Source organism: Achromobacter sp. ACRQX (assembly GCF_022346505.1).
GTDB lineage: Bacteria > Pseudomonadota > Gammaproteobacteria > Burkholderiales > Burkholderiaceae_B > Achromobacter > Achromobacter animicus.
In genome coordinates this window covers 46,036-63,871 of sequence record NZ_JAKRML010000012.1, presented here as the reverse complement: position 1 = coordinate 63,871, position 17,836 = coordinate 46,036, and the positions used below count along the sequence as shown (strand labels likewise).

The 17,836-nt window shown below is 66.0% G+C and carries 20 protein-coding genes; 6 read left to right on the top strand and 14 right to left on the bottom strand.

All coding sequences use genetic code 11. The features are described 5' to 3' along the window. Positions 1 to 3 precede the first annotated feature (3 nt). The 6 genes from MHZ91_RS13260 to MHZ91_RS13235 all read right to left on the bottom strand — a co-directional run bounded on the left by MHZ91_RS13260 (position 4) and on the right by MHZ91_RS13235 (position 5,446). A complete protein-coding gene (locus MHZ91_RS13260; protein ID WP_239214018.1) occupies positions 4 to 993 on the bottom strand; it encodes a tripartite tricarboxylate transporter substrate binding protein in 990 nt (329 codons plus the stop codon). 113 nt (positions 994 to 1,106) lie between these two features. Then, positions 1,107 to 1,796, bottom strand: a complete 690-nt coding sequence (locus MHZ91_RS13255; protein WP_239214017.1) for an AroM family protein — start codon at positions 1,794 to 1,796, stop codon at positions 1,107 to 1,109. Continuing rightward, positions 1,793 to 2,722: a DUF1177 domain-containing protein gene (locus MHZ91_RS13250; RefSeq protein ID WP_239214016.1), complete on the bottom strand. Its 930-nt coding sequence runs from the start codon at positions 2,720 to 2,722 to the stop codon at positions 1,793 to 1,795. The genes MHZ91_RS13255 and MHZ91_RS13250 overlap by 4 nt, the downstream gene beginning before the upstream one ends. Further along, positions 2,719 to 3,423: a dipeptidase PepE gene (gene pepE / locus MHZ91_RS13245; RefSeq protein WP_175138370.1), complete on the bottom strand. Its 705-nt coding sequence runs from the start codon at positions 3,421 to 3,423 to the stop codon at positions 2,719 to 2,721. The genes MHZ91_RS13250 and pepE overlap by 4 nt, the downstream gene beginning before the upstream one ends. A 68-nt stretch (positions 3,424 to 3,491) precedes the next feature. Then, positions 3,492 to 4,259 (bottom strand): IclR family transcriptional regulator, encoded by a 768-nt coding sequence (locus MHZ91_RS13240; RefSeq protein ID WP_191575594.1) that lies wholly within the window; start codon positions 4,257 to 4,259, stop codon positions 3,492 to 3,494. Positions 4,260 to 4,405: 146 nt separating this feature from the next. Further along, a complete protein-coding gene (locus MHZ91_RS13235; RefSeq protein WP_239214015.1) occupies positions 4,406 to 5,446 on the bottom strand; it encodes a metal-dependent hydrolase in 1,041 nt (346 codons plus the stop codon). A 106-nt stretch (positions 5,447 to 5,552) separates the two neighbouring features. On the opposite strand from MHZ91_RS13235, the gene MHZ91_RS13230 reads away from it, so the two are divergent. From MHZ91_RS13230 to MHZ91_RS13220, 3 genes are all read left to right on the top strand, one after another. After that, the gene (locus tag MHZ91_RS13230; RefSeq protein WP_175123449.1) at positions 5,553 to 6,191 is read left to right on the top strand and encodes a DedA family protein; all 639 of its coding nucleotides are present in this window, start codon (positions 5,553 to 5,555) and stop codon (positions 6,189 to 6,191) included. Positions 6,192 to 6,204: 13 nt separating this feature from the next. Next, on the top strand, positions 6,205 to 6,756 hold the full coding sequence (locus tag MHZ91_RS13225) for a hypothetical protein (RefSeq protein WP_239214014.1): 552 nt from the start codon (positions 6,205 to 6,207) through the stop codon (positions 6,754 to 6,756). Between the two features lie 91 nt (positions 6,757 to 6,847). Then, complete coding sequence (locus tag MHZ91_RS13220; protein WP_239214071.1) at positions 6,848 to 7,498, top strand: dUTPase; 651 nt, start codon at positions 6,848 to 6,850, stop codon at positions 7,496 to 7,498. Between the two features lie 117 nt (positions 7,499 to 7,615). Here MHZ91_RS13220 and MHZ91_RS13215 read toward each other — a convergent pair whose 3' ends face one another. The 6 genes from MHZ91_RS13215 to MHZ91_RS13190 all read right to left on the bottom strand — a co-directional run bounded on the left by MHZ91_RS13215 (position 7,616) and on the right by MHZ91_RS13190 (position 13,168). Beyond that, positions 7,616 to 8,728 (bottom strand): NADH:flavin oxidoreductase/NADH oxidase, encoded by a 1,113-nt coding sequence (locus MHZ91_RS13215; RefSeq protein WP_239214013.1) that lies wholly within the window; start codon positions 8,726 to 8,728, stop codon positions 7,616 to 7,618. Between the two features lie 97 nt (positions 8,729 to 8,825). Continuing rightward, positions 8,826 to 9,596 carry an ectoine/hydroxyectoine ABC transporter ATP-binding protein EhuA gene (ehuA, locus tag MHZ91_RS13210; RefSeq protein WP_105239461.1) on the bottom strand — a complete coding sequence of 257 codons (771 nt, stop codon included), beginning with the start codon at positions 9,594 to 9,596 and terminating at the stop codon, positions 8,826 to 8,828. After that, the gene (gene ehuD / locus MHZ91_RS13205) at positions 9,593 to 10,264 is read right to left on the bottom strand and encodes an ectoine/hydroxyectoine ABC transporter permease subunit EhuD (protein ID WP_175123452.1); all 672 of its coding nucleotides are present in this window, start codon (positions 10,262 to 10,264) and stop codon (positions 9,593 to 9,595) included. The genes ehuA and ehuD overlap by 4 nt, the downstream gene beginning before the upstream one ends. Continuing rightward, positions 10,261 to 10,914 carry an ectoine/hydroxyectoine ABC transporter permease subunit EhuC gene (gene ehuC, locus MHZ91_RS13200; RefSeq protein WP_105239463.1) on the bottom strand — a complete coding sequence of 218 codons (654 nt, stop codon included), beginning with the start codon at positions 10,912 to 10,914 and terminating at the stop codon, positions 10,261 to 10,263. The genes ehuD and ehuC overlap by 4 nt, the downstream gene beginning before the upstream one ends. A gap of 9 nt (positions 10,915 to 10,923) precedes the next feature. After that, positions 10,924 to 11,835, bottom strand: a complete 912-nt coding sequence (gene ehuB / locus MHZ91_RS13195) for an ectoine/hydroxyectoine ABC transporter substrate-binding protein EhuB (protein WP_175123454.1) — start codon at positions 11,833 to 11,835, stop codon at positions 10,924 to 10,926. A 178-nt stretch (positions 11,836 to 12,013) separates the two neighbouring features. Continuing rightward, positions 12,014 to 13,168 carry an ABC transporter substrate-binding protein gene (locus MHZ91_RS13190; protein ID WP_239214012.1) on the bottom strand — a complete coding sequence of 385 codons (1,155 nt, stop codon included), beginning with the start codon at positions 13,166 to 13,168 and terminating at the stop codon, positions 12,014 to 12,016. 295 nt (positions 13,169 to 13,463) lie between these two features. Between MHZ91_RS13190 and MHZ91_RS13185 the strand changes: the two genes are divergently transcribed. Together MHZ91_RS13185 and MHZ91_RS13180 are read left to right on the top strand one after the other, a co-directional pair. Continuing rightward, positions 13,464 to 13,889 (top strand): OsmC family protein, encoded by a 426-nt coding sequence (locus tag MHZ91_RS13185; RefSeq protein ID WP_056562575.1) that lies wholly within the window; start codon positions 13,464 to 13,466, stop codon positions 13,887 to 13,889. A 129-nt stretch (positions 13,890 to 14,018) separates the two neighbouring features. Further along, positions 14,019 to 15,308: an Nramp family divalent metal transporter gene (locus MHZ91_RS13180; RefSeq protein WP_175123456.1), complete on the top strand. Its 1,290-nt coding sequence runs from the start codon at positions 14,019 to 14,021 to the stop codon at positions 15,306 to 15,308. Positions 15,309 to 15,386: 78 nt separating this feature from the next. Here MHZ91_RS13180 and MHZ91_RS13175 read toward each other — a convergent pair whose 3' ends face one another. Together MHZ91_RS13175 and MHZ91_RS13170 are read right to left on the bottom strand one after the other, a co-directional pair. Next, the gene (locus MHZ91_RS13175; RefSeq protein ID WP_105239468.1) at positions 15,387 to 15,608 is read right to left on the bottom strand and encodes an XRE family transcriptional regulator; all 222 of its coding nucleotides are present in this window, start codon (positions 15,606 to 15,608) and stop codon (positions 15,387 to 15,389) included. Positions 15,609 to 15,779: 171 nt separating this feature from the next. Continuing rightward, on the bottom strand, positions 15,780 to 16,412 hold the full coding sequence (locus MHZ91_RS13170) for a TetR/AcrR family transcriptional regulator (protein WP_239214011.1): 633 nt from the start codon (positions 16,410 to 16,412) through the stop codon (positions 15,780 to 15,782). Positions 16,413 to 16,539: 127 nt separating this feature from the next. On the opposite strand from MHZ91_RS13170, the gene MHZ91_RS13165 reads away from it, so the two are divergent. Next, positions 16,540 to 17,823 (top strand): MFS transporter, encoded by a 1,284-nt coding sequence (locus MHZ91_RS13165; RefSeq protein ID WP_218344738.1) that lies wholly within the window; start codon positions 16,540 to 16,542, stop codon positions 17,821 to 17,823. The last annotated feature ends 13 nt before the right edge of the window (positions 17,824 to 17,836 follow it).

Below are 17,836 nucleotides of genomic sequence, written 5' to 3'. Positions count from 1 at the left end.
GCCTTACTGCTCCAGGCTGATGTTCGCGGCCTTGACGATGTCCGCCCACTGCTTGCGGTCGTTTTCAAGAAACTCGCTGAACTTCTCGGGCGTCATGCCGGTGACGGGCTCCGAACCCAGGCCGGCCATCTTTTCGATCAGCGCGGGTTGCTTCAGCACGTCCTGCAGTGCGGCGTAATAGGCGGCCAGCACGTCGGCGGGCAAACCGGCGGGCGCGAACACGCCTTGCCACGTCGGCATGTCAAAGCCCTTCAGGCCTTGCTCGTCCAGCGTCGGCACGTTGGGCAATTGCGCGGCGCGCTTGATCGACGCTACCGCAATTGCCCTGACCTTGCCTTGCGACGCCAACGGCGCGGCGGTCGAGATGTTGTCCATCGTCATGGCGATGTGGCCGCCGAGCAGGTCGGTGATCACGGGCGCGGCGCCGCGATAGGCGGCGTGCGGCACCTTGACGCCCAGCTTGTACAGCATGGTCTCGGCGATCAGGTGGTTGGAGATGCCGACGCCCGCGGTGCCGTACGTGGCCGTCGGCGTCTTCTCGAAATATTCCTTCAGTTCGGCCAGGTTGTTGGCCGGCACGTCCTTGTTCACGATGACCACATTGGGCTGCACCGCGGCCAGCGTGATGGGCGTGAAGTCGGCGGGCTTGTAGTTCGTGCCCTTGGGATTCAGGACATGGGTGATGGCCATGGAACCGGCCGCGGCGATACCGATGGTGTAGCCGTCGGCGGGCGCCTGGCTCAGGCGGTACGCCATGATGTTGCCGCCGGCGCCGGCCAGGTTCTCGACGACGACCGGTTGGCCCAGGCGGGCCGACAGCGGCTCGGCCAGCAGGCGGGCCAGCGTATCGGCCGAACCGCCCGGCGCGAAGCCCACGAGCAGGCGCACGGGTTTGGCGGGCTTCCAGGCGTCGGCGGCATACGCCGAAGTGGCCGACAGCGCGGCGACGGCGAATAGAGCGCCAGCGGCGCGGTGCAAGGTACGGCTGATCATAAAAAAACTCCCAACGATTGATTGACGAAGTCGGCTTCGTCTCCTCTCGCCGCTCGCCCGGACCGACCGCGCGAACCTGTGCGGCCGGAACTTCGGGATTGCGTCCGGCGGCGTTATTCCAGTATTTGTGCCAGGGCCTGTGCGACCAGGCGGTTGGACAACAGCACGGGGCGGCCCGATGCCTGCGCCACGGCTTGGCGCATGGACTGCGCGTAGCCCATGCAGTGCATGACGATCAGATCGCACGACGCCAGCTCGCGTCCGGCGGCCTCGAAGTTGCGGGCGGCCTGCTGCGCGTCGGCCTCGTACGGCGACGCGTGCACGACCTGCGTTTCGCATTCCAGCGGCACGGCCATATGAAAAGCGTCGACCTGCGCTTCCAGCGGAACCACCAGCCCGACCTTTCGGCAATGCTGCGCCAGGCCCGCGACCAGGTGATCCACGACCTGCTGCGGCTCGACCACCAGGGTGCGCATCGGCGCGATGGCCGTGCCGGTGCACAGCGGAACCAGGATGTCGTAGCCCTGGCCGTCCGCCTGGCGCATCACGTCGGCCAAGCGCGCCTCGGCAGCGGCTGCGTCCAGTTCGATCTGGGAACCGTCGCGCATGCGCGTGGCGAAGCGGTATTCGCGCGGTCGCGGTGCCAGCGCGGCCAAAGCGGCGGCGTCCAGGCCATCGAGCGCGCCGAACTCATCGATGCGCACATGGGCGCCGAGCACGGGCGCCATCTCCGGCACCACGTCGCTACGCGGCGATTGACCGATGGTGAAGAACGCGACGCGGCGCGGTGTGAGGGCGCTCATTGCGCGGCTCCGTCTTCGCGGCCGACGGTCTGCAGGTGCGCCATCGAACCGTAGCGGGCCTGCAGCGCGCCCCACTCGGCGTCGTCGAAGAAGGTCATGGCGCGCTGCCCGTAGAGCTTGGCGACCTCGATGCAAAAGCGCATGGCGACGTCGGCATCCACGGCGTTGGTGACGCCCGTGGCGCAACCCGGCACGGTGGTCTGCGCCGTCAAGGCCACGCCGACGACCGGCGCGTCCGTGACGATCGCCGGCTGCATCAGGGAGTTCACGTGCCACAACCCATTTTCGTAGGGCGTGATGTCCTGCGTGGTCAAGGGCAGCGTCACCGGCAGTTCACCGCTGACCCAACCCATGACGTCCAGCATGGTCTCGGGAATGCGCAGCAGATAACCCTGCTTGGCGACCGGCGTGAGCGCCACGCCGCGCTTGTTGACCAGGCGGTTGCCGCGCGTCGTGTCCACCGACAGGATCGCGTCCATGCGCGGATCCACTTCGTGCGACATCATCTCGCGCATGGGGAACGGCGAGCGCATCATCGGCACCGGATGATGCGGGCGCGTGCCGGCGCGCGGGCAGATGTGGGTGCGGATGCGGACCGTGCCGGGCAGCACGTCGCCCTGCTTCGCCATCGCCATCAGCTTGAGCGCGGCGGCAATCGCCACGACCGCACCGTCGCTGTCGGACACCAGGCCCGTCACCGCGGGGCGCGCACCGATGCCGCCCAGCCGGCCGACGATGCCCAATTGCGGAGCCGAATCATCCAGGCCGGGAATCACGATGGACAGAAAATCCGTGGCCAAGCCGTCACGCGCAAGAGGCGTGACCTCGACTTCGCAATTGCCCGCGTCGCGTAGCACCCGTGCCACGGATTCGCCCGTGACGTGCGCGGACGACAGCAATTCGATGGCGTCGATCACCTGCTTCATGCCGGGATCTCCACCGGGCCGGGACGGAACATGCGCGGTTCTTCGCGGCCCAGGAAGAGCGGCGCGTCGTGCGGGCCAACCAGCGCGATCTTGGCGCCGCGCACGCGCAGGCCTGCGCCTTCGGGCAGGCCCAGCACCGGCATGGCCGGATTCAGCGTGCAGAACTCGGCAAGGCGCTGGGCGCGCGTTTCGCCGCGGTGGCCGGGAGGATGCGCGTTGGTGTAGTGCGGATTGATCTGGAAGGACACCAGCCCCAGCGCGTCGAAGCCTTTCGGGTCGGTGATGGGCATGTCGTTCGTCGTGCAGATGGTGGGGCACGTCAGGTTGGAACCCGCGCTCCAGCCCAGGTAGGCCGCGCCCTCGCGCACGCGGCGCGCCACGACGTCGAGCAGGCCCTGGCGGCGCAATTCGCCCAGCAGGTTGAACGTGTTGCCGCCGCCCACGATGATGACGGATGCGCCTTCCAGTGCCGCGACCGGATCCTGCGCGGTGTGCAGGCCCTGGATGGCCAGGCCCGTGTCGGCCAATGCCGACGTGACCAGCGCCGTGTAGTCGTCCCAGTTGCGCGTGACCCCCGCGAACGGCACGAACACGGCCGGCGCGCCTTGCGGCAGGGATTCGATCAGTTCGCGGATGTCGGCCATGGCGTGCACCAGATAGCCGGCGTCGCTGCTGGAATTGCTGAGGAGCAGAAGGTTCATGAATGAAGTCCGATAGATGATGGTTCTGGTTGCGGCGGCGGCGAGGCCGCCACAAGGCATTCAGTAGGTCAGTTCAGCCAGTAGGGATCGTTGAGCTCGCGCCCAAGCGCACCGACGTGCTGCAGCACGGATTCGCGCAGCACCGCCACGCGCGCCGCATCAGCCTGGAACGAGACAAACGACAGGCAGAGCCCGCGCAGTTCGCCGGTGGCGGGGTCGCGCACGGCCGCCGCGACGGCGCCGATGCCCGGCATAGCCTGGTCGATCGCCACGCCGCAGTGGTCCGCGCGCGTCTGCGCCACCAACGCGGCCAGGTCGCCGACGGTGGCCGGACAGTCTCGTCCTTCCATCGGCAGCGACTGGGCGGGATCGGCGCCATACAGGGCCTGGAATTCGGTGTCGGTCAGGCGCGACAGCAGCGCCCGGCCCATCGCCGTGCCCGACGCGGCGCGGCGCGATCCGGGCGGCGACAGCACCTGCACGGGGTGCGAGCCATTCAGCCGTTGCAGCACGACGGTCTCGCGCTGATTCAGCGTGGACAGATATGCCGTGAGTCCGCTGTCGTCCGACAGCCGGGCCAGGACCGCGCGGCAGGCCTCGTCCAGCGGCGTGGCGGCCATACCGGCACGCACGGCCTGCGCGAGCAGCGCGCCAGGCCGATAGCGGCGCGTGGCGGCGTCCTGATCGAGCATGCCGTAGTTCTGCATCTGGTTCAGCAGACGCGAAGCCGTGCTTTTGGGCATGGCCAGCCGAGCGGCGACCTCGGTAAAGCTCAGTTCCGCCGCGCCCTCTGCGTACAGCGACAGCACGCGTTGAACGCCGTCAAGAATACTCATGCCTGTTCCATTTAACGGAACCTAAGTTCCTTAATAGCGAACAAGAATAATGCAAGCAGCGGAAACAGGTCAATACGGCCGCGCAAGAAAAAAGGCTCCCGGGTCGCGGGAGCCTTGTTCGTGCGAGCCGTCAGCCCGACTTCAGCCTACTGCTTCGTCAGTTCGGACCACTCGGCCAGCGGCAACGGCGGTTGCGCATGCAGGATGCGACCCAGCACCAGCTTCATCTCATTCCAGCCGCCGCGGCTGGTCGGCCAGACGGACGGCGTAACCGAGCGCCACGTGCCATCCGTCGCACGCTCCGCCATCTTGAACCGGAAGGTGTAGTGACCCGCCATGCCCATGCGCAGGTCCGACACGACCAGCGCATCGCCGATCACGTCATACCGCAGCCAGTCATCCGTGAACCAACGCAGCCGTTCGTGCAGCGGCTCGCCCGCCAGCACGCGTCCGGCGTCCAGATTGAGCGGCAAACGCACCCATTCCGGCGGATCGCGGTCGAACAGGCTGCTCACCGATTCGTAATAGTCGCCATCGCCGGTCTTGGCAAACACCCGCCACACCAGGGTGTTGAACGGCATGGGGACCGCGCGCAATTGCGTCACCGCAACGCCTTGTTCCTGCATGGCGTCCCGCACGCGATGCTCGGCCGCCATGCGGCCAGCCAGCCCGAAACCAAGGTATAGCGTGCTGAAGACCAGCGCCCCCACCATGAAGCGGCGCGCGTTGCGGGTCATTCCGACCGCGATGGCAAACAGGACACCCAACAGCAGCGGCACGGTGTAGACCGGATCGATGATGAACACGGTCGACCAGCTTTCCGGCGTGAGGGCCAGCGGCCAGAATAACTGGGTGCCATAGACGGTGAACGCATCCAGGATGGGATGCGTCACCAGCACCAGCCATATCGTCAGGAACAGCCTTCGCCCGCCGTAGGGCGCATTGGGCCAATACTTGCGTATCAGCCAGGCCAGCAGCATCGCCAGGCCAGTCAGCACGAAAACGGAATGCGAGACGCCGCGGTGATAGGTCATGAGCGACACCGGGTCCGGGTAGCTCATCAGGACATCCAGATCCGGCAAGGTGGCCAGCGCCGCGCCATAGATGAGGGCGCGTCTGCCCTGCACGCGCCCCAGCATGGCGCCTTGAATGCTGGCGCCCAGCACCGCTTGTGTAACTGAATCCATGTTTCTCCAACGTCGAGCGTTCCGCCAAATGGCCTAGCCGCCTCACGGCCGGCCGCGCAGGCGTTAACATACCCGATTGCGTTCAGCTAATTTTCAACTTTGCATCATGGATGAATACATCACCCAGATCGGCCAGTTCATCGAAGCCAACCAGGCTTGGGCCGGGCCGATCACCTTCCTGCTCACGCTGGGCGAGTCCATGGTACTCCTGGGACTTTTCATTCCCGCGACCGCCCTGATGCTGCTGACGGGCGGCCTGATCGGCGCCGGCACGCTCGCGCCCTGGGGCGTGATCGCCTGGGGCATCGCCGGCGCGATCGTGGGCGACGCGCTCTCTTACTATCTGGGCCGCTGGGCGGGACCCAGCGTGCTGCGGCGCTGGCCGCTCAAGCAGCAGCGCACCGGCGTGGCACGGGCTCGGCTGTTCTTCTACCGCTACGGCTTTGCGTCGGTGCTGATCGGCCGCTTTCTGGGCCCCATCCGCTCCACCATTCCCACGGTGGCGGGCGTGATGGGCATGGCGCATGGCCGCTTCCAGCTGGCCAACGTGCTGTCGGCAGTGCTGTGGATGCCGCTGATGCTGGCGCCCGGCTACATCACCGCGCGCAGCCTGGGCACGGCGCAGAACGCGCAGCAGATCGCCATGATGATCGGCGCGGGGCTCTCGGTTTTGCTAGGATGCGGGCTTCTCCTCGCCATGGTGCGCAAGCGCCGCCAACCGGTGCGCGCGCGGCGGGGCAATTGATCCGGAGAGCGTCATGGCCATTGATGCCGAGCCCAAGAACGGCGATTTCGCGCGCTATATCGAAGAGTTGACCAACGCGAAGGGCGCCTCGCCGGGCCGCATCGCCAGCCGGCGCGAAACGCGCAGGCAGACGGCGCCGGTTGCCGTGCCGATGCCCGTGGCCGTCCCGCCCTCCCCGACGCCCGGTTCGCTGTCCGACGCGCCTTGGGGCAATACCGCGTCGCCAACCCCGCGTGCGCGTTCGGCATCCGAAGCGCCCCTGGCGACGTTCCCGGGCCAGCCCGACGAGGCCAACATCACGCTCGCCCGGCAGGCGCGGTCACGCAAGATCGGCGCCGTGCTGACGGTGGCCGGCATCATGGCAGGCTGGGCCGCGGCCAACATCGCTTTCCGCGCGTTTCACAGCGCCCGGTTTGAACTGGACGAACTGATGCCCGCCGTGTTCTTGGCCTTCTTTGCCTTCATGCTGTTCAAGGCGGCCAGCAGCGCACGCAACCCGCGCAAGTCGCCGCTGAACAAGCTGCCGCCCCTGACGCCGTCGTCATACCGCAAAGACGGCGCCTGACACGCTGCGGCTTGGCTGCTTGGCGTTGGTGCTAACATTTCCGGCCATTGAACCAGCCCCTCCCGGAGTGAAAGTGAACAACGTAGTCGGATTGAACCAGGCCCAGGCGGCCACGATGCTGAAGCTGCAAGGCCATCTGAACAGCATGATCAATCCGGACTGGGTCAACGGCGGCGCCCGCTTCCTGCGCGCCGCGTTCGTCGAATCGGCCGAAGCCCTGGAGCACTACGGCTGGAAGTGGTGGAAGAAGCAGACCATCGACCTGCCGCAGGTCCAGATGGAACTGGTCGACATCCTGCATTTCTATCTGTCGCACACGATCGTCCAGTCGGCTGGCGACGTCGAAGCCGCCGCCCGCGCGCTTGTGGCCGATCTGGCCACGCCGGCCTCCGTCATCCTGGACGGCAAGACCTACGCGCTGGACTCACTGAACGTGCCGGAACTGCTCGAATTGATCGGCGGACTGGCCGTGTGCGGACGCGCCAGCTTCAAGGTCCTGGAGCAGACGATGACCGCCTGCGAGATGACCTGGAACGACGCCTACACGCAATACGTGTCCAAGAACGTGTTGAACATCTTCCGCCAGCAGCACGGCTACAAGGAAGGCACCTACATCAAGATCTGGAACGGCGAGGAAGACAACGTCGTGCTGGCGCGCCTGCTGTCGCAGCAGGATCCCGCCAGCCCGGACTTTGCCGACGTGCTGCATCGCGAGCTGGAAGCCGCTTACGCCAAGCTGTAGACGGCGTGGCCGATGACGGCCGGCGCTGCTCGCAAACCGTCGACGCGAAAAGCTGCCCGCAGAATTCTGACGAAAAAAACGCCGCAATCGCGGCGTTTCTTCATTGAGCTTGCCAGCCTATCGCTGGCCGAAGCGCGTCTCGCCAAACAACGCCTTCAGCTCGCGCGGCTGCGACCGCCAGTATTGCTTCGGCGCGCTGACCTGGCCGTCCAGTTCGGCCGCCGCATGCCACGGCCAGCGCGGGTCGTAGAGCATGCCGCGCGCCAGCGCGACCATGTCTGCCTTGCCCTGCGCCAGGATGTCCTCGGCCTGTTGGGCCCCGGTGATCAATCCCACCGTGATGGTCGGCATGCCGATCCGGCGCTTGATCTCTTCGGCGAACGGGACCTGGTAATTCGGCCCCACCGGAATCTTCTGCTGCGGCGACACGCCGCCGCTGGACACGTCGATGAATTCACAGCCGCGCGCTTTCAGCGCCTCGGCGAACACCAGGGTCTGCTCAAGGTCCCAGCCGCCCTCCACCCAGTCCGTCGCCGATACGCGCACGCCCAGCGCCACGGAAGGCGGCGTGATGTCGCGCAGGGCCTGGAAGATTTCCAGCGGAAAGCGCATGCGGTTTTCCAGCGATCCCCCGTACGCGTCGTCGCGCCGATTCGACAGGGGCGACAGGAACTGATGCAGCAGATAACCGTGTGCGGCATGCACCTCGATCGCATCGAAACCCAGGCGCAGCGCGCGGCGGGCACTGTCGACAAACGCATTGCGGACGCGCTCAAGACCCGCTTCGTCCAGCGCTTGCGGCGCGGGCTCGTGCACGTTGTGCGGTACAGCCGACGGCGCCCAGCCCAGCCAGCCGCCGTCGCTTTCGGGCACCAGTTGCCCGCCGTTCCAGGGCGCATCGCTGGATGCCTTGCGGCCGGCGTGTCCCAATTGGATGCCCAGTTTGATCGGCGAATAGCGGCGCACGGCGGCGACCACCTTGCCCAGTGCGGCTTCGGTCTCGACGGACCATAGACCCAGGTCTCCCGGCGAGATGCGGCCATCGGCCTCGACCGCGGTGGCTTCGGTAAACAGGAGCGCCGCGCCCGATAGCGCCAGATGTCCCAGGTGAATCATGTGCCAGTCGGTGGCGCGCCCCTCTTCCGCCGAGTATTCGCACATGGGCGCGATGACGATGCGGTTGGGCAGTTCGACGTTGCCGATTGACGTGGGGCTGAACAGATGGCTCATGCTAGGGGGCTCCGGGAGCGTTGGACGACACAGCATAGCGCCCGGACATGCAAACGCCCCCAAATCCCAACGCCCCCGGCAGGGTTTAAGCGCGCGCCTACTGCCCTTCGATCACCGAATCCAGGAACTGGCGCGTGCGCGCCTCCTTGGGCTGGCTGAACAGCACCGACGATTCGGCGTCTTCGACGATGTTGCCCTGGTCAAAGAACAGCGTGCGGTCCGAGCTGCGTTCGGCGAACTTCATCTGGTGCGTGACGATGATCATCGTCATGCTGCGGCGGGCGGACAGGTCGCGCAGGATCTGCAGGATGCCGCCGACCAGCTCCGGATCCAGCGCGGATGTGACCTCATCGAAAAGCATGACCTGCGGACACATCGCCAGCGCGCGCGCGATGCCGACGCGCTGCTTCTGCCCGCCCGACAGTTGCGCCGGATAGACGTCCAGCTTGTCGCCCAGCCCCACCATCTCCAGATACTCGACGGCGCGATCGCGCGCCTGGTCGCGCGGCATGCCCAGCACGTGCAGCGGCGCCTCCATGGCGTTGCCCAGCGCCGTCATGTGCGGGAACAGGTTGAAATGCTGGAACACCATGCCGATCTTGCCGCGCACGTTGCGCAGGTGTTCGGAGTTGACGCCCGCGGGGCGGCCCTGCGCATCGGTCCACATGGGTTCGCCGTCGATCTCGATCTCGCCGCTCGTGGGCGGGTCCAGCGTCATCAGCACGCGCAGCAACGTGGATTTGCCCGAGCCCGACGGCCCGATGACGGCCACCGTCTGCCCCGCCGGAATCTCGAGATTGATGCCGCGCAGGACTTCCACGTCTCCAAAACGCTTGTGCAGATTCTTGATGCTTACGCTGGCGCTCATCGCTTTCCTCCAAATCGTTGCAGGCGGGCCTCCAGGCCGCGCACGCCCCAGGCCGCGACCAGGCTCAGCGCCAGGAACAGCAGGCCCACCAGGGTCAGGGGTTCGGTGTACCGGAACGTCGCCGATCCGATCATCTTGCTTTGCTGCAGCAGTTCGACCACCGTGATGGCCGACAGCAGCGGGGTGTCCTTGAACATGGCCACCAGGTAGTTGCCCAGCGCGGGCACCACGGGCGGAATCGCCTGCGGCAGCACCACGCCCACCGTCGTGCGCCAGCGCGACATGTTCAATGCCGTGGCGGCTTCCCATTGGCCGCGCGGCACGGCCTCGATGCCGGCGCGGTAGACCTCGGCGCAATAGGTGGCATAGTGCAACCCCAGCGCCACGATCCCCGTCATCAGCGGCGACATCTGCGCCCCCGTCAGCGGCAGGACATAGAACAGGAAGTACATCTGCACCAGCAGCGGCGTGCTGCGCACGAACTCGATGAAGAACGCCGTAGGCAGCGACACGATGCGCAGCTTCGATCGGCGAAGCATCGCAAGCACCAGGCCCAACGTGACCGCCACCAGCATGCCGAGCACGGTGGCCTGGATGGTGATGACGAGCGCCGAACCCAGCGTGGGCAGGATTTCCAGTGCGAAAGACCAGTCGAATATCGGTGTCATCGGACTCGGACCCTCCGCTCGAGCAGGCGCACGCCCGCAGTGATCAGCAGCGCCACGCCGAAGTACATCAGCAGCATCAGCGTGAAGATCTCGGTCGTGCGCAGCGTTTCGCTGCGCAGCAACTGGCCGCGGAAGGTCAGGTCCGTGATGGTGATCAGCGACACCAGCGCGGTGTTCTTCAACAGCTCGATGAGCAGGTTGCCCGCCGGCGGCAACATGGCGGGCACCGCTTGCGGCAGCACGATGCGCTGCATGATCTGGCGGCGCGTCAGGTTAAGCGCCACGCCCGCTTCACGCTGCCCGGGCGGAACGGCCCGGATGGCGCCGCGCACCACTTCCGCGCCGTACGCGCCCGCGTTCAGCGCCAGCACCACGATGCCGACCAGCATGGCCGGCAGTTGCACGCCAAACAGCGGCAGCACGAAGTAGAACCAGAAGAGCTGCACCAAGGCGGACGTGCCGCGAAAGACCTCGACGTACACCGACGCCGTCCACCGCACCGGCCGCAGGGAAGAGAGCCGCCCGATCCCGGACAGCAGTGCAAGCGGCACCGCCAGGACGACCGCGCCCGCCATGATCTGGAGCGTGACGGCCAACCCCTCGAGCAGGGGCGGCACCAGCTCCGCGATATGTTCAGACATCAGCTGCATCGGCGCCCCTTACTGTCCGCTGCAGAGCTTGTCCGCGGTCACCCCTTGGGGCAGTTCGTCGGCGGTAAAGCCGAAAGGCGCCACAAGCTGCTTGTGCTCGTCGGTGCCAATGAATTTGGCCAGTTCGGCGTTGAAGGCATCCGCGAAGGCCTTGTCGTCCGTGCGGAAGGCATAGGCGCCGTAGCCGCGCACGCCCTTGCCGTCAATGACCGGATCGGTGAACGGATCGGCCTTCTCCAGCCCGCTGCCCTCCTGCGTCTTGCCCATCAGGTCGTTGACGGTGAGCGCGGTGGCGGCATAGGCATCGGCGCGGCCCGCCTGCACGCCGGACAGCGCGCTGACGGCATCCGGGAACACGACCACCTGGCCGGCCGGAATCTTGACCTTTTCGGCGTACTCGCCCTCGATCGCGCCGACCACGACGCCCAGCTTGGCGTCCGGATTCTTGAGCACGTCTTCGTAGCTGTGGAGGTTCTTGGGATTGCCCTGCTTGACCAGGAACGCTTCGCCAACGCCATACGTCGGGTTGGAAAACGCGACCTGCTGGCAGCGGCTGGGCGTGACGTACATGCCGGCCGCGATGATGTCGAAGCGCTTGGCGGCCAGGCCGGGGATCAGCGATCCGAACTCGGTCAGGACGCCTTCGACTTCGTTGATGCCCATGCGCTTGAGCACCACGCGGGCAATCTCCACGGATTCCCCGGTGACCTTGGCCTCTTTGCTATCCATGTACGCGAACGGCGCCTCGTTGGCATAACCGATGCGGATCTTGCCCGCCGCCTTGGCCGCTTCCAGGGTGCTGGCGTTACTGGCGGTCTCGCCGCCGCCGGCCGCGGACTTGTCGCCACCCGAGTCCGAACATGCGGCAAGCACGCCCAGGCTCAGGGCCAGCAACAGTCGTCTGGATTGGATGAGGGTCATGAATTATTTCTCCCGAATTTATTTCTAGGTGCATGGCTTCACTAAAAATAATACGCTAAGAAATGATTCGGACACGAATGATATAGGCATGAAAAAGCAGGCCTAAGCCTGCTTTTGTCGTCCGTTGCCCTATGGAGCGTTAGAACACGTTACGAACGGTACAGAGATATGGCACCAATTATTGTGCGTACGAAAAACGCCCGCTTTTGACCGTGCCCATCACGCGGGCGCGCTCGTCGAAGCCCTGGTGATTGTCCTTGGTGATGTTCAGTACGCCATTGGGCACGACCAGATCGCGGGTGTTTTCCAGCGCGTCGCGCAGGGCCAGGCGGAATTCCGGCGTGCCGGGCTTTGCACCGGTTTTCAAGGCGCGCGACACGGCCGAGTCCAGCAGCATCCAGGCGCCGTAGGCATCACCGGCGAACTGCGTCAGCGTGTTCGGGCCATATTGCTGTTCATACTTGTCGGCAAATTCCACGGCCACCTTCTTGACCGGATTGGAATCGGGCAGCTCGCGCGCCACGACGCCCGGGCCCGTAGGGAACAACGTCCCTTCCACGTCCTTGCCGCCCACCTGCAGGAACTCGAGTGTGCCGATGCCGTGCGTCTGGTAGACAGCGCCGGTGAAACCGCGCTCCAGCAGCGTCTTTTGCGGCAGCGCCGCGGGCGTGCCGGAGCCGGCGATCAGCACCGCGTCGGGCTTGGCGGCAATGACCTTGAGCACCTGCCCGACGACCGAGGCGTCGGTGCGCTGGAAACGTTCCTGCGCCACGATCTTCAGGTCCGAGCCGGCGGCGGCCGAAAACTCTTTCCACCAGCTATCGCCGTAGGAATCCGCAAAGCCGATGAAGGCCACGTTCTTCAGGCCCTTTTTCTTCATGTCCTCGACCAGCACGGTCGCCATGAGCGAGTCGTTCTGCGGCATCTTGAAGGCCCAGGTGCGCTTGGGATCCGACTGCGGCTCGACGATGACGCTGGACGCCGCCAACGCAATCATCGGCGTCTTGGTCTCGGCCAGCACGTCCAGTCCGGCCAATGCAGACGCCGTAATGTTGGGGCCGACGATGGCGTCTACCTTGTCTTCGGACGTCAGCTTGCGCATGTTCTTGACCGCGCGGCTCACGTCCGTGCCGTCGTCCAGCACCACGTAACGAGCAGGCTCGCCGCCCAGCGTGTTGGGCCACAGCCGGATCGCGTTGTTGGTCTGGATGCCGATGGCGGCGGCGGGGCCCGTGGTGGACACGTCCACGCCGATCACGATTTCGGCTTGAGCGGACAGGACGGGAACAGCCAGCGCGACAGCGCAGGCGTAGCGGGCAAGGATGCGAGGCATGACTACGGCTCTTGGGTAGGAGTGAAGGAGATGCCGCTATTTTGCCTGATGCGCTCACGCGGCCTCTTGATGTGGCCGGCCCATCTCAATCGGCCGAGGCGCGCGACCGGCACCCGTGGCCGACCTGCCGTTACATCGGCTTGCCGTTGCGTACCGGCGTTTTCCGCGCCGGGCGGGGTGACGGGCCGTATCATCGACGGTGCCGCCTGAGGCAAGGCGCGCCGTCCGCGAGACGGCGCCTCTCACCCACCCCGGACGCGCCGCGCACGGCCGCGTTCCCACACAGGAGTCCTGTATGAAGAAAACCGCATCCGCCGCCTGGTCGGGCGATCTGAAGACTGGCAAAGGCACGATTTCCACGCAGAGCGGCGCGCTCAAGAGCCAACCCTACGGTTTCAATACCCGCTTCGGCGACACGCCGGGCACCAACCCCGAAGAACTGCTGGGCGCGGCGCACGCCGGCTGCTTCACCATGGCGCTGTCCAACATTCTTTCCGAAGCCGGCCTGGTCGCGGACAGCCTGGACACCAAGGCCGAAGTCACGCTGGACAAGCTCGACGATGGGTTTGCCATCACCGCCGTCCATCTGACCGTCGAGGCGGTCATTCCGGGCGCCTCCGCCGAGGCCTTCGAGGACGCCGCGCGCAAGGCCGAAAAGGGCTGCCCGGTTTCCAAGGTGCTGAACGCCAAGATCTCGATGGACGCCAAGCTCAAGTCCTGATCAACGCGGGCGATCCGGCCTCTGAACCGGGGCCGGATCATTGCCGCGCCCTATTCCGGGCGTGGTCAAAATCAATTGGACGATGCAAAGTCGCTTCCGGACAATGAGAACCATTCTCAGGAGCGACGCATGACCGGATTCATCTACGCGATTTCAGGCGGCAATGCCGCCCTGGCGCAGGACGCGCGGACTTCGGCCAACCTGCGCCGCATGGTCGGGTCCGGCATCCTCGTGGCCGTCGGCTACATCGACCCGGGCAACTGGGCCACCGACATCGCTGGCGGCAGCGGCTTCGGCTACGGGCTGTTGATGGTCGTCATCACATCGGCCTTTCTGGCCCTGGGCTTTCAAGTGCTGGTGTCGCGTCTGGCGCTGGCAACCGGCCAGGATCTGGCCACCCTCACCGCCCGCCATCTGTCGCCCCGTCTGGCCAAAGCCGCCTGGCTGGCCGGCGAGGCCGCCATCCTGGCCACCGCGCTGGCCGAACTGATTGGCGGCGCGATTGCACTGCGGCTGCTGTTCAATCTGCCGCTCATCGCAGGGGTTGCCGTCACGGGCATCGGCACCTTCGCCGTGCTGGCCATGACGCGTGGCAATGCCGATCGGCACGAACGCGTGATCGCCCTGCTCTTGTCCGTTGTGGCGCTGTCGTTCATATTTTTGCTGTTCAAGGCCAACCCGGCCTGGACGGAAGTGGCCCAAGGCGTGACCGAGACCGGCAAGGCACTGCGCGATCCGCAAGGTTTCCTGATTGCGCTGGGGATTCTTGGCGCGACCCTTATGCCGCACAACCTTTACCTGCATTCCGGCACGCTGGCGCAACGGGCGCAAGGCTTGCCCCAGCAGGCGCGCGGCATGGCGATGCGCGTGGCGCGCAACGACACCATCGTGTCCTTGGGTGTGGCGATGTTGATCAACGCGGCGATCATGATCGTCGCTGCGGCGTCGCTGTCCGGTTCCGGGATGGTGGTGTCCAGCCTGGACGACGCCCACGCGGTGATCGGCCACACGTTAGGGATCGGCGCAGCGGTGGTGTTCGCCGTGGCCTTGTATGCGGCCGGACAAAGCTCCACCATCACGGGTGTGCTGGCTGGCCGCATCCTGTCGCAGGGCTTCCAGGTGGGCAGCAACTGGTCGGACCGGCGCCGTGCGTTGATGACGCGCGTGGTGGCAGGCGCCGCCGCCGTGGGCCTGCTTGCGTTCACGGGTGGCAAGGATCCGGACGGATTGCTGGTGCTCAGCCAGGTCATCCTGAGCCTGGCGTTGCCCTTCGCCCTGGGACCGCTGGTGGTGCTGGCATGCCGCAAACGCCTGATGGGCGCCTATGTGCTGCGGGGCGCCTGGGCCTGGGCCGCGATCGGCGCAACAGTGGGCATCATCGTGCTGGACGGCTACCTGCTGCTTGATCTCGTCGCCTGAAAGGGCCAAACCGCCCTCTGCGGCGGACACAAAAAAAACGCCAGCGATCAAAGCTGGCGTTTTTTCTGGCGGGGTACTTCAGTGGTAGGCGGAGACTACCGGGTGCTGACGACGGCCGGCGTCCATATTGTGCAGGACCTCGCCGACGGCACCGCCCAGTGCGGCCATGCGCAGCTTCAGGCGCAACCAGCGCGAGCCTGCGTGGGGACCGGACAGGGTTTCCGCCTTGATGGCCTCGCGGATCAGGGACCGCTCCAGCGCATCCGACATACGGGCATTTTTCAACGCGGTATCGCTCATGATTCTCTCCTTGAGAAAAGCGATGTGGAACAACGTGAAGCCATCTTAGATCCACGTATGCTGCGTTGCAATAAAAATAACAAACATTTTTTTCGGCGTTGCGCAATGGGGACAAACACCACCAAAACGGTGCGCACCGCACAGGGTTACGCACCGCTTTTGTGCGATGACCTAGCCCGTCCGGCGGGGCAGATGCGCCTGGATCAGCTTGTCGGCCATCGCCGCCACCCTGCCCGCCGGTCCGCCTTCACCAAAAAGCTGGCTTGAGACGAACGCGCCCTCGATCAGCAGCAGCAATCCGTCTGCCAAGGCTTCCGGGTCCTCCGCCCCCATCCCGGCAGCCATGGCGTTCAGCCGGCGGCGCAGTTCGCGCTTGTGTTCCACGGCGACGGCGCGGGCGGGATGCTCCGATTCCGGGTACTCGACGGCCGCGTTCGTCAGCCCGCAACCCCGATAGCCGTTCTGCACCGCGCGGCCGGCCATGCCGGTCAGATAGTCGAGCAACTGGGCGCGCGGGTCGCCCGGATGCGCAGCGCAGGCGGCGTCAAAGCGTGCCCAGAATTCGGCGTCGTAGTCGCGCAGGTACGCAGCGGCCAGTTCGTCCTTCGAGGAAAAGCTGCGGTACAGGCTGGGCTTGGTCACGCCCGCCTGCGAGACGATGGCGTCCACACCCACCGCGCGGATGCCGTCGCGGTAGAACATCTCGCGAGCGGTCTTGCGGATGCGGTCGGCCGCCAGAAGCGGCTTGGACGCGGATTTGCCGGCCTTGCCGGTGGCGGCGGCGGAAGGGGTCTTGCTGGCCATACAGGGGCTCCTTTTTTGCGGAACGACACGCACGGCCGCTCCGGAAACAGGGTCGCCAAAAAACGCTTGACGATGTTACTGACCGGTACGTACTATGCGCGAACCCTAATACGTACCGGTCAGTAACATGAGTATAGCCCAGCCTCCCTTTCCCTTCCGCCGCGCCGGCCAAAAGTATGCGTTCGTGGTCGTCGGCGTGATCTTTCTTTCACTGCTGGTCGCGGCCGGCTTGCGGTCTTCGCCCAGTGTGCTGCTGGTGCCGCTGGAGGAGACGTTCGGATGGAGCCGAAGCTCCATTTCGTTTGCCGCGGCGCTGGGCATTTTTCTGTACGGATTGGTGGGCCCGTTCGCGGCCGCCGCGATGGAACGCTTTGGGCTGCGGCGCGTGCTGATCACCGCGCTGATCCTGATGTCGGCGTCCAGCGCCGTCAGTGCCTATATGACCGAGCCCTGGCATCTGATCATGACCTGGGGCGTGTTTTCGGGCCTGAGTTCGGGCGCCGTGGCGATCGTCATGGGCGCCACCGTGGTCAACCGCTGGTTCGTCAAGCACCGCGGACTGATGATGGGTCTGCTGACCGCCAGCGCCGCCACCGGCACGCTCGTATTTCTGCCAGTCCTGGCCGCGCTGGCCTCGTCCGGCGATTGGACGCGCGTGGTCTGGACGGTGGCGGGCGCCGCAGCCGCGCTGGTGCCATTGGCCTGGTGGCTGGTGCCCGACCGTCCGTCCAGCGTGGGCCTCGTGCCGTTCGGCAGCGATCCGCACGCACCGCCCGCGCCCGCCGCGCCGCGCACCGGCATGGTGGCCGCCACGTTCGGCACGCTGGCCCGGGCGGCCAAGACCCGCACGTTCTGGTATCTGTTCGCCACGTTTTTCGTGTGCGGCTTCACGACGAACGGCTTGGTCGGCACGCACCTGATCGCGCTTTGCGGCGACCACGGCATGCCCGAGGTGCAGGCGGCCGGACTGCTGGCCATGATGGGCATCTTTGACCTGCTCGGCACCACGGCATCCGGGTGGCTGACCGACCGCTACGACCCGCGCAAGCTGCTGTTCGTTTACTACGCCTTGCGCGGCCTGTCGCTGATGTACCTGCCCTACTCCGATTTCTCGTTCTACAGCCTGTCGATCTTCGCGATCTTCTTCGGCCTTGACTGGATCGCCACGGTGCCGCCGACGCTGCGCCTGACGACGGAAGCGTTCGGCGAACGCGACGCGTCGATCGTCTTCGGGTGGATAGTGGCGGGACACCAGATGGGCGCGGCCAGCGCCGCCTGGATGGCGGGCGCGCTGCGCGAGGCACAGGGCAACTACCTGATGGCTTTCGTGGTGTCAGGCGCTACGGGCATCATCGCCGCCGTGCTTGCCTTGATGATCGGCAGAAAGCGCGTGGTCGCGCAGCCCGCCTGATTCCCAACCGCAT

Bases quoted from the DNA above. Each gene is read 5' to 3' on its own strand.
- MHZ91_RS13260 (WP_239214018.1), bottom strand. From the start codon at position 993: ATGATCAGCCGTACCTTGCACCGCGCCGCTGGCGCTCTATTCGCCGTC.
- MHZ91_RS13255 (WP_239214017.1), bottom strand. From the start codon at position 1,796: ATGAGCGCCCTCACACCGCGCCGCGTCGCGTTCTTCACCATCGGTCAA.
- MHZ91_RS13250 (WP_239214016.1), bottom strand. From the start codon at position 2,722: ATGAAGCAGGTGATCGACGCCATCGAATTGCTGTCGTCCGCGCACGTC.
- pepE (WP_175138370.1), bottom strand. From the start codon at position 3,423: ATGAACCTTCTGCTCCTCAGCAATTCCAGCAGCGACGCCGGCTATCTG.
- MHZ91_RS13240 (WP_191575594.1), bottom strand. From the start codon at position 4,259: ATGAGTATTCTTGACGGCGTTCAACGCGTGCTGTCGCTGTACGCAGAG.
- MHZ91_RS13235 (WP_239214015.1), bottom strand. From the start codon at position 5,446: ATGGATTCAGTTACACAAGCGGTGCTGGGCGCCAGCATTCAAGGCGCC.
- MHZ91_RS13230 (WP_175123449.1), top strand. From the start codon at position 5,553: ATGGATGAATACATCACCCAGATCGGCCAGTTCATCGAAGCCAACCAG.
- MHZ91_RS13225 (WP_239214014.1), top strand. From the start codon at position 6,205: ATGGCCATTGATGCCGAGCCCAAGAACGGCGATTTCGCGCGCTATATC.
- MHZ91_RS13215 (WP_239214013.1), bottom strand. From the start codon at position 8,728: ATGAGCCATCTGTTCAGCCCCACGTCAATCGGCAACGTCGAACTGCCC.
- ehuA (WP_105239461.1), bottom strand. From the start codon at position 9,596: ATGAGCGCCAGCGTAAGCATCAAGAATCTGCACAAGCGTTTTGGAGAC.
- ehuD (WP_175123452.1), bottom strand. From the start codon at position 10,264: ATGACACCGATATTCGACTGGTCTTTCGCACTGGAAATCCTGCCCACG.
- ehuC (WP_105239463.1), bottom strand. From the start codon at position 10,914: ATGCAGCTGATGTCTGAACATATCGCGGAGCTGGTGCCGCCCCTGCTC.
- ehuB (WP_175123454.1), bottom strand. From the start codon at position 11,835: ATGACCCTCATCCAATCCAGACGACTGTTGCTGGCCCTGAGCCTGGGC.
- MHZ91_RS13190 (WP_239214012.1), bottom strand. From the start codon at position 13,168: ATGCCTCGCATCCTTGCCCGCTACGCCTGCGCTGTCGCGCTGGCTGTT.
- MHZ91_RS13185 (WP_056562575.1), top strand. From the start codon at position 13,464: ATGAAGAAAACCGCATCCGCCGCCTGGTCGGGCGATCTGAAGACTGGC.
- MHZ91_RS13180 (WP_175123456.1), top strand. From the start codon at position 14,019: ATGACCGGATTCATCTACGCGATTTCAGGCGGCAATGCCGCCCTGGCG.
- MHZ91_RS13175 (WP_105239468.1), bottom strand. From the start codon at position 15,608: ATGAGCGATACCGCGTTGAAAAATGCCCGTATGTCGGATGCGCTGGAG.
- MHZ91_RS13170 (WP_239214011.1), bottom strand. From the start codon at position 16,412: ATGGCCAGCAAGACCCCTTCCGCCGCCGCCACCGGCAAGGCCGGCAAA.
- MHZ91_RS13165 (WP_218344738.1), top strand. From the start codon at position 16,540: ATGAGTATAGCCCAGCCTCCCTTTCCCTTCCGCCGCGCCGGCCAAAAG.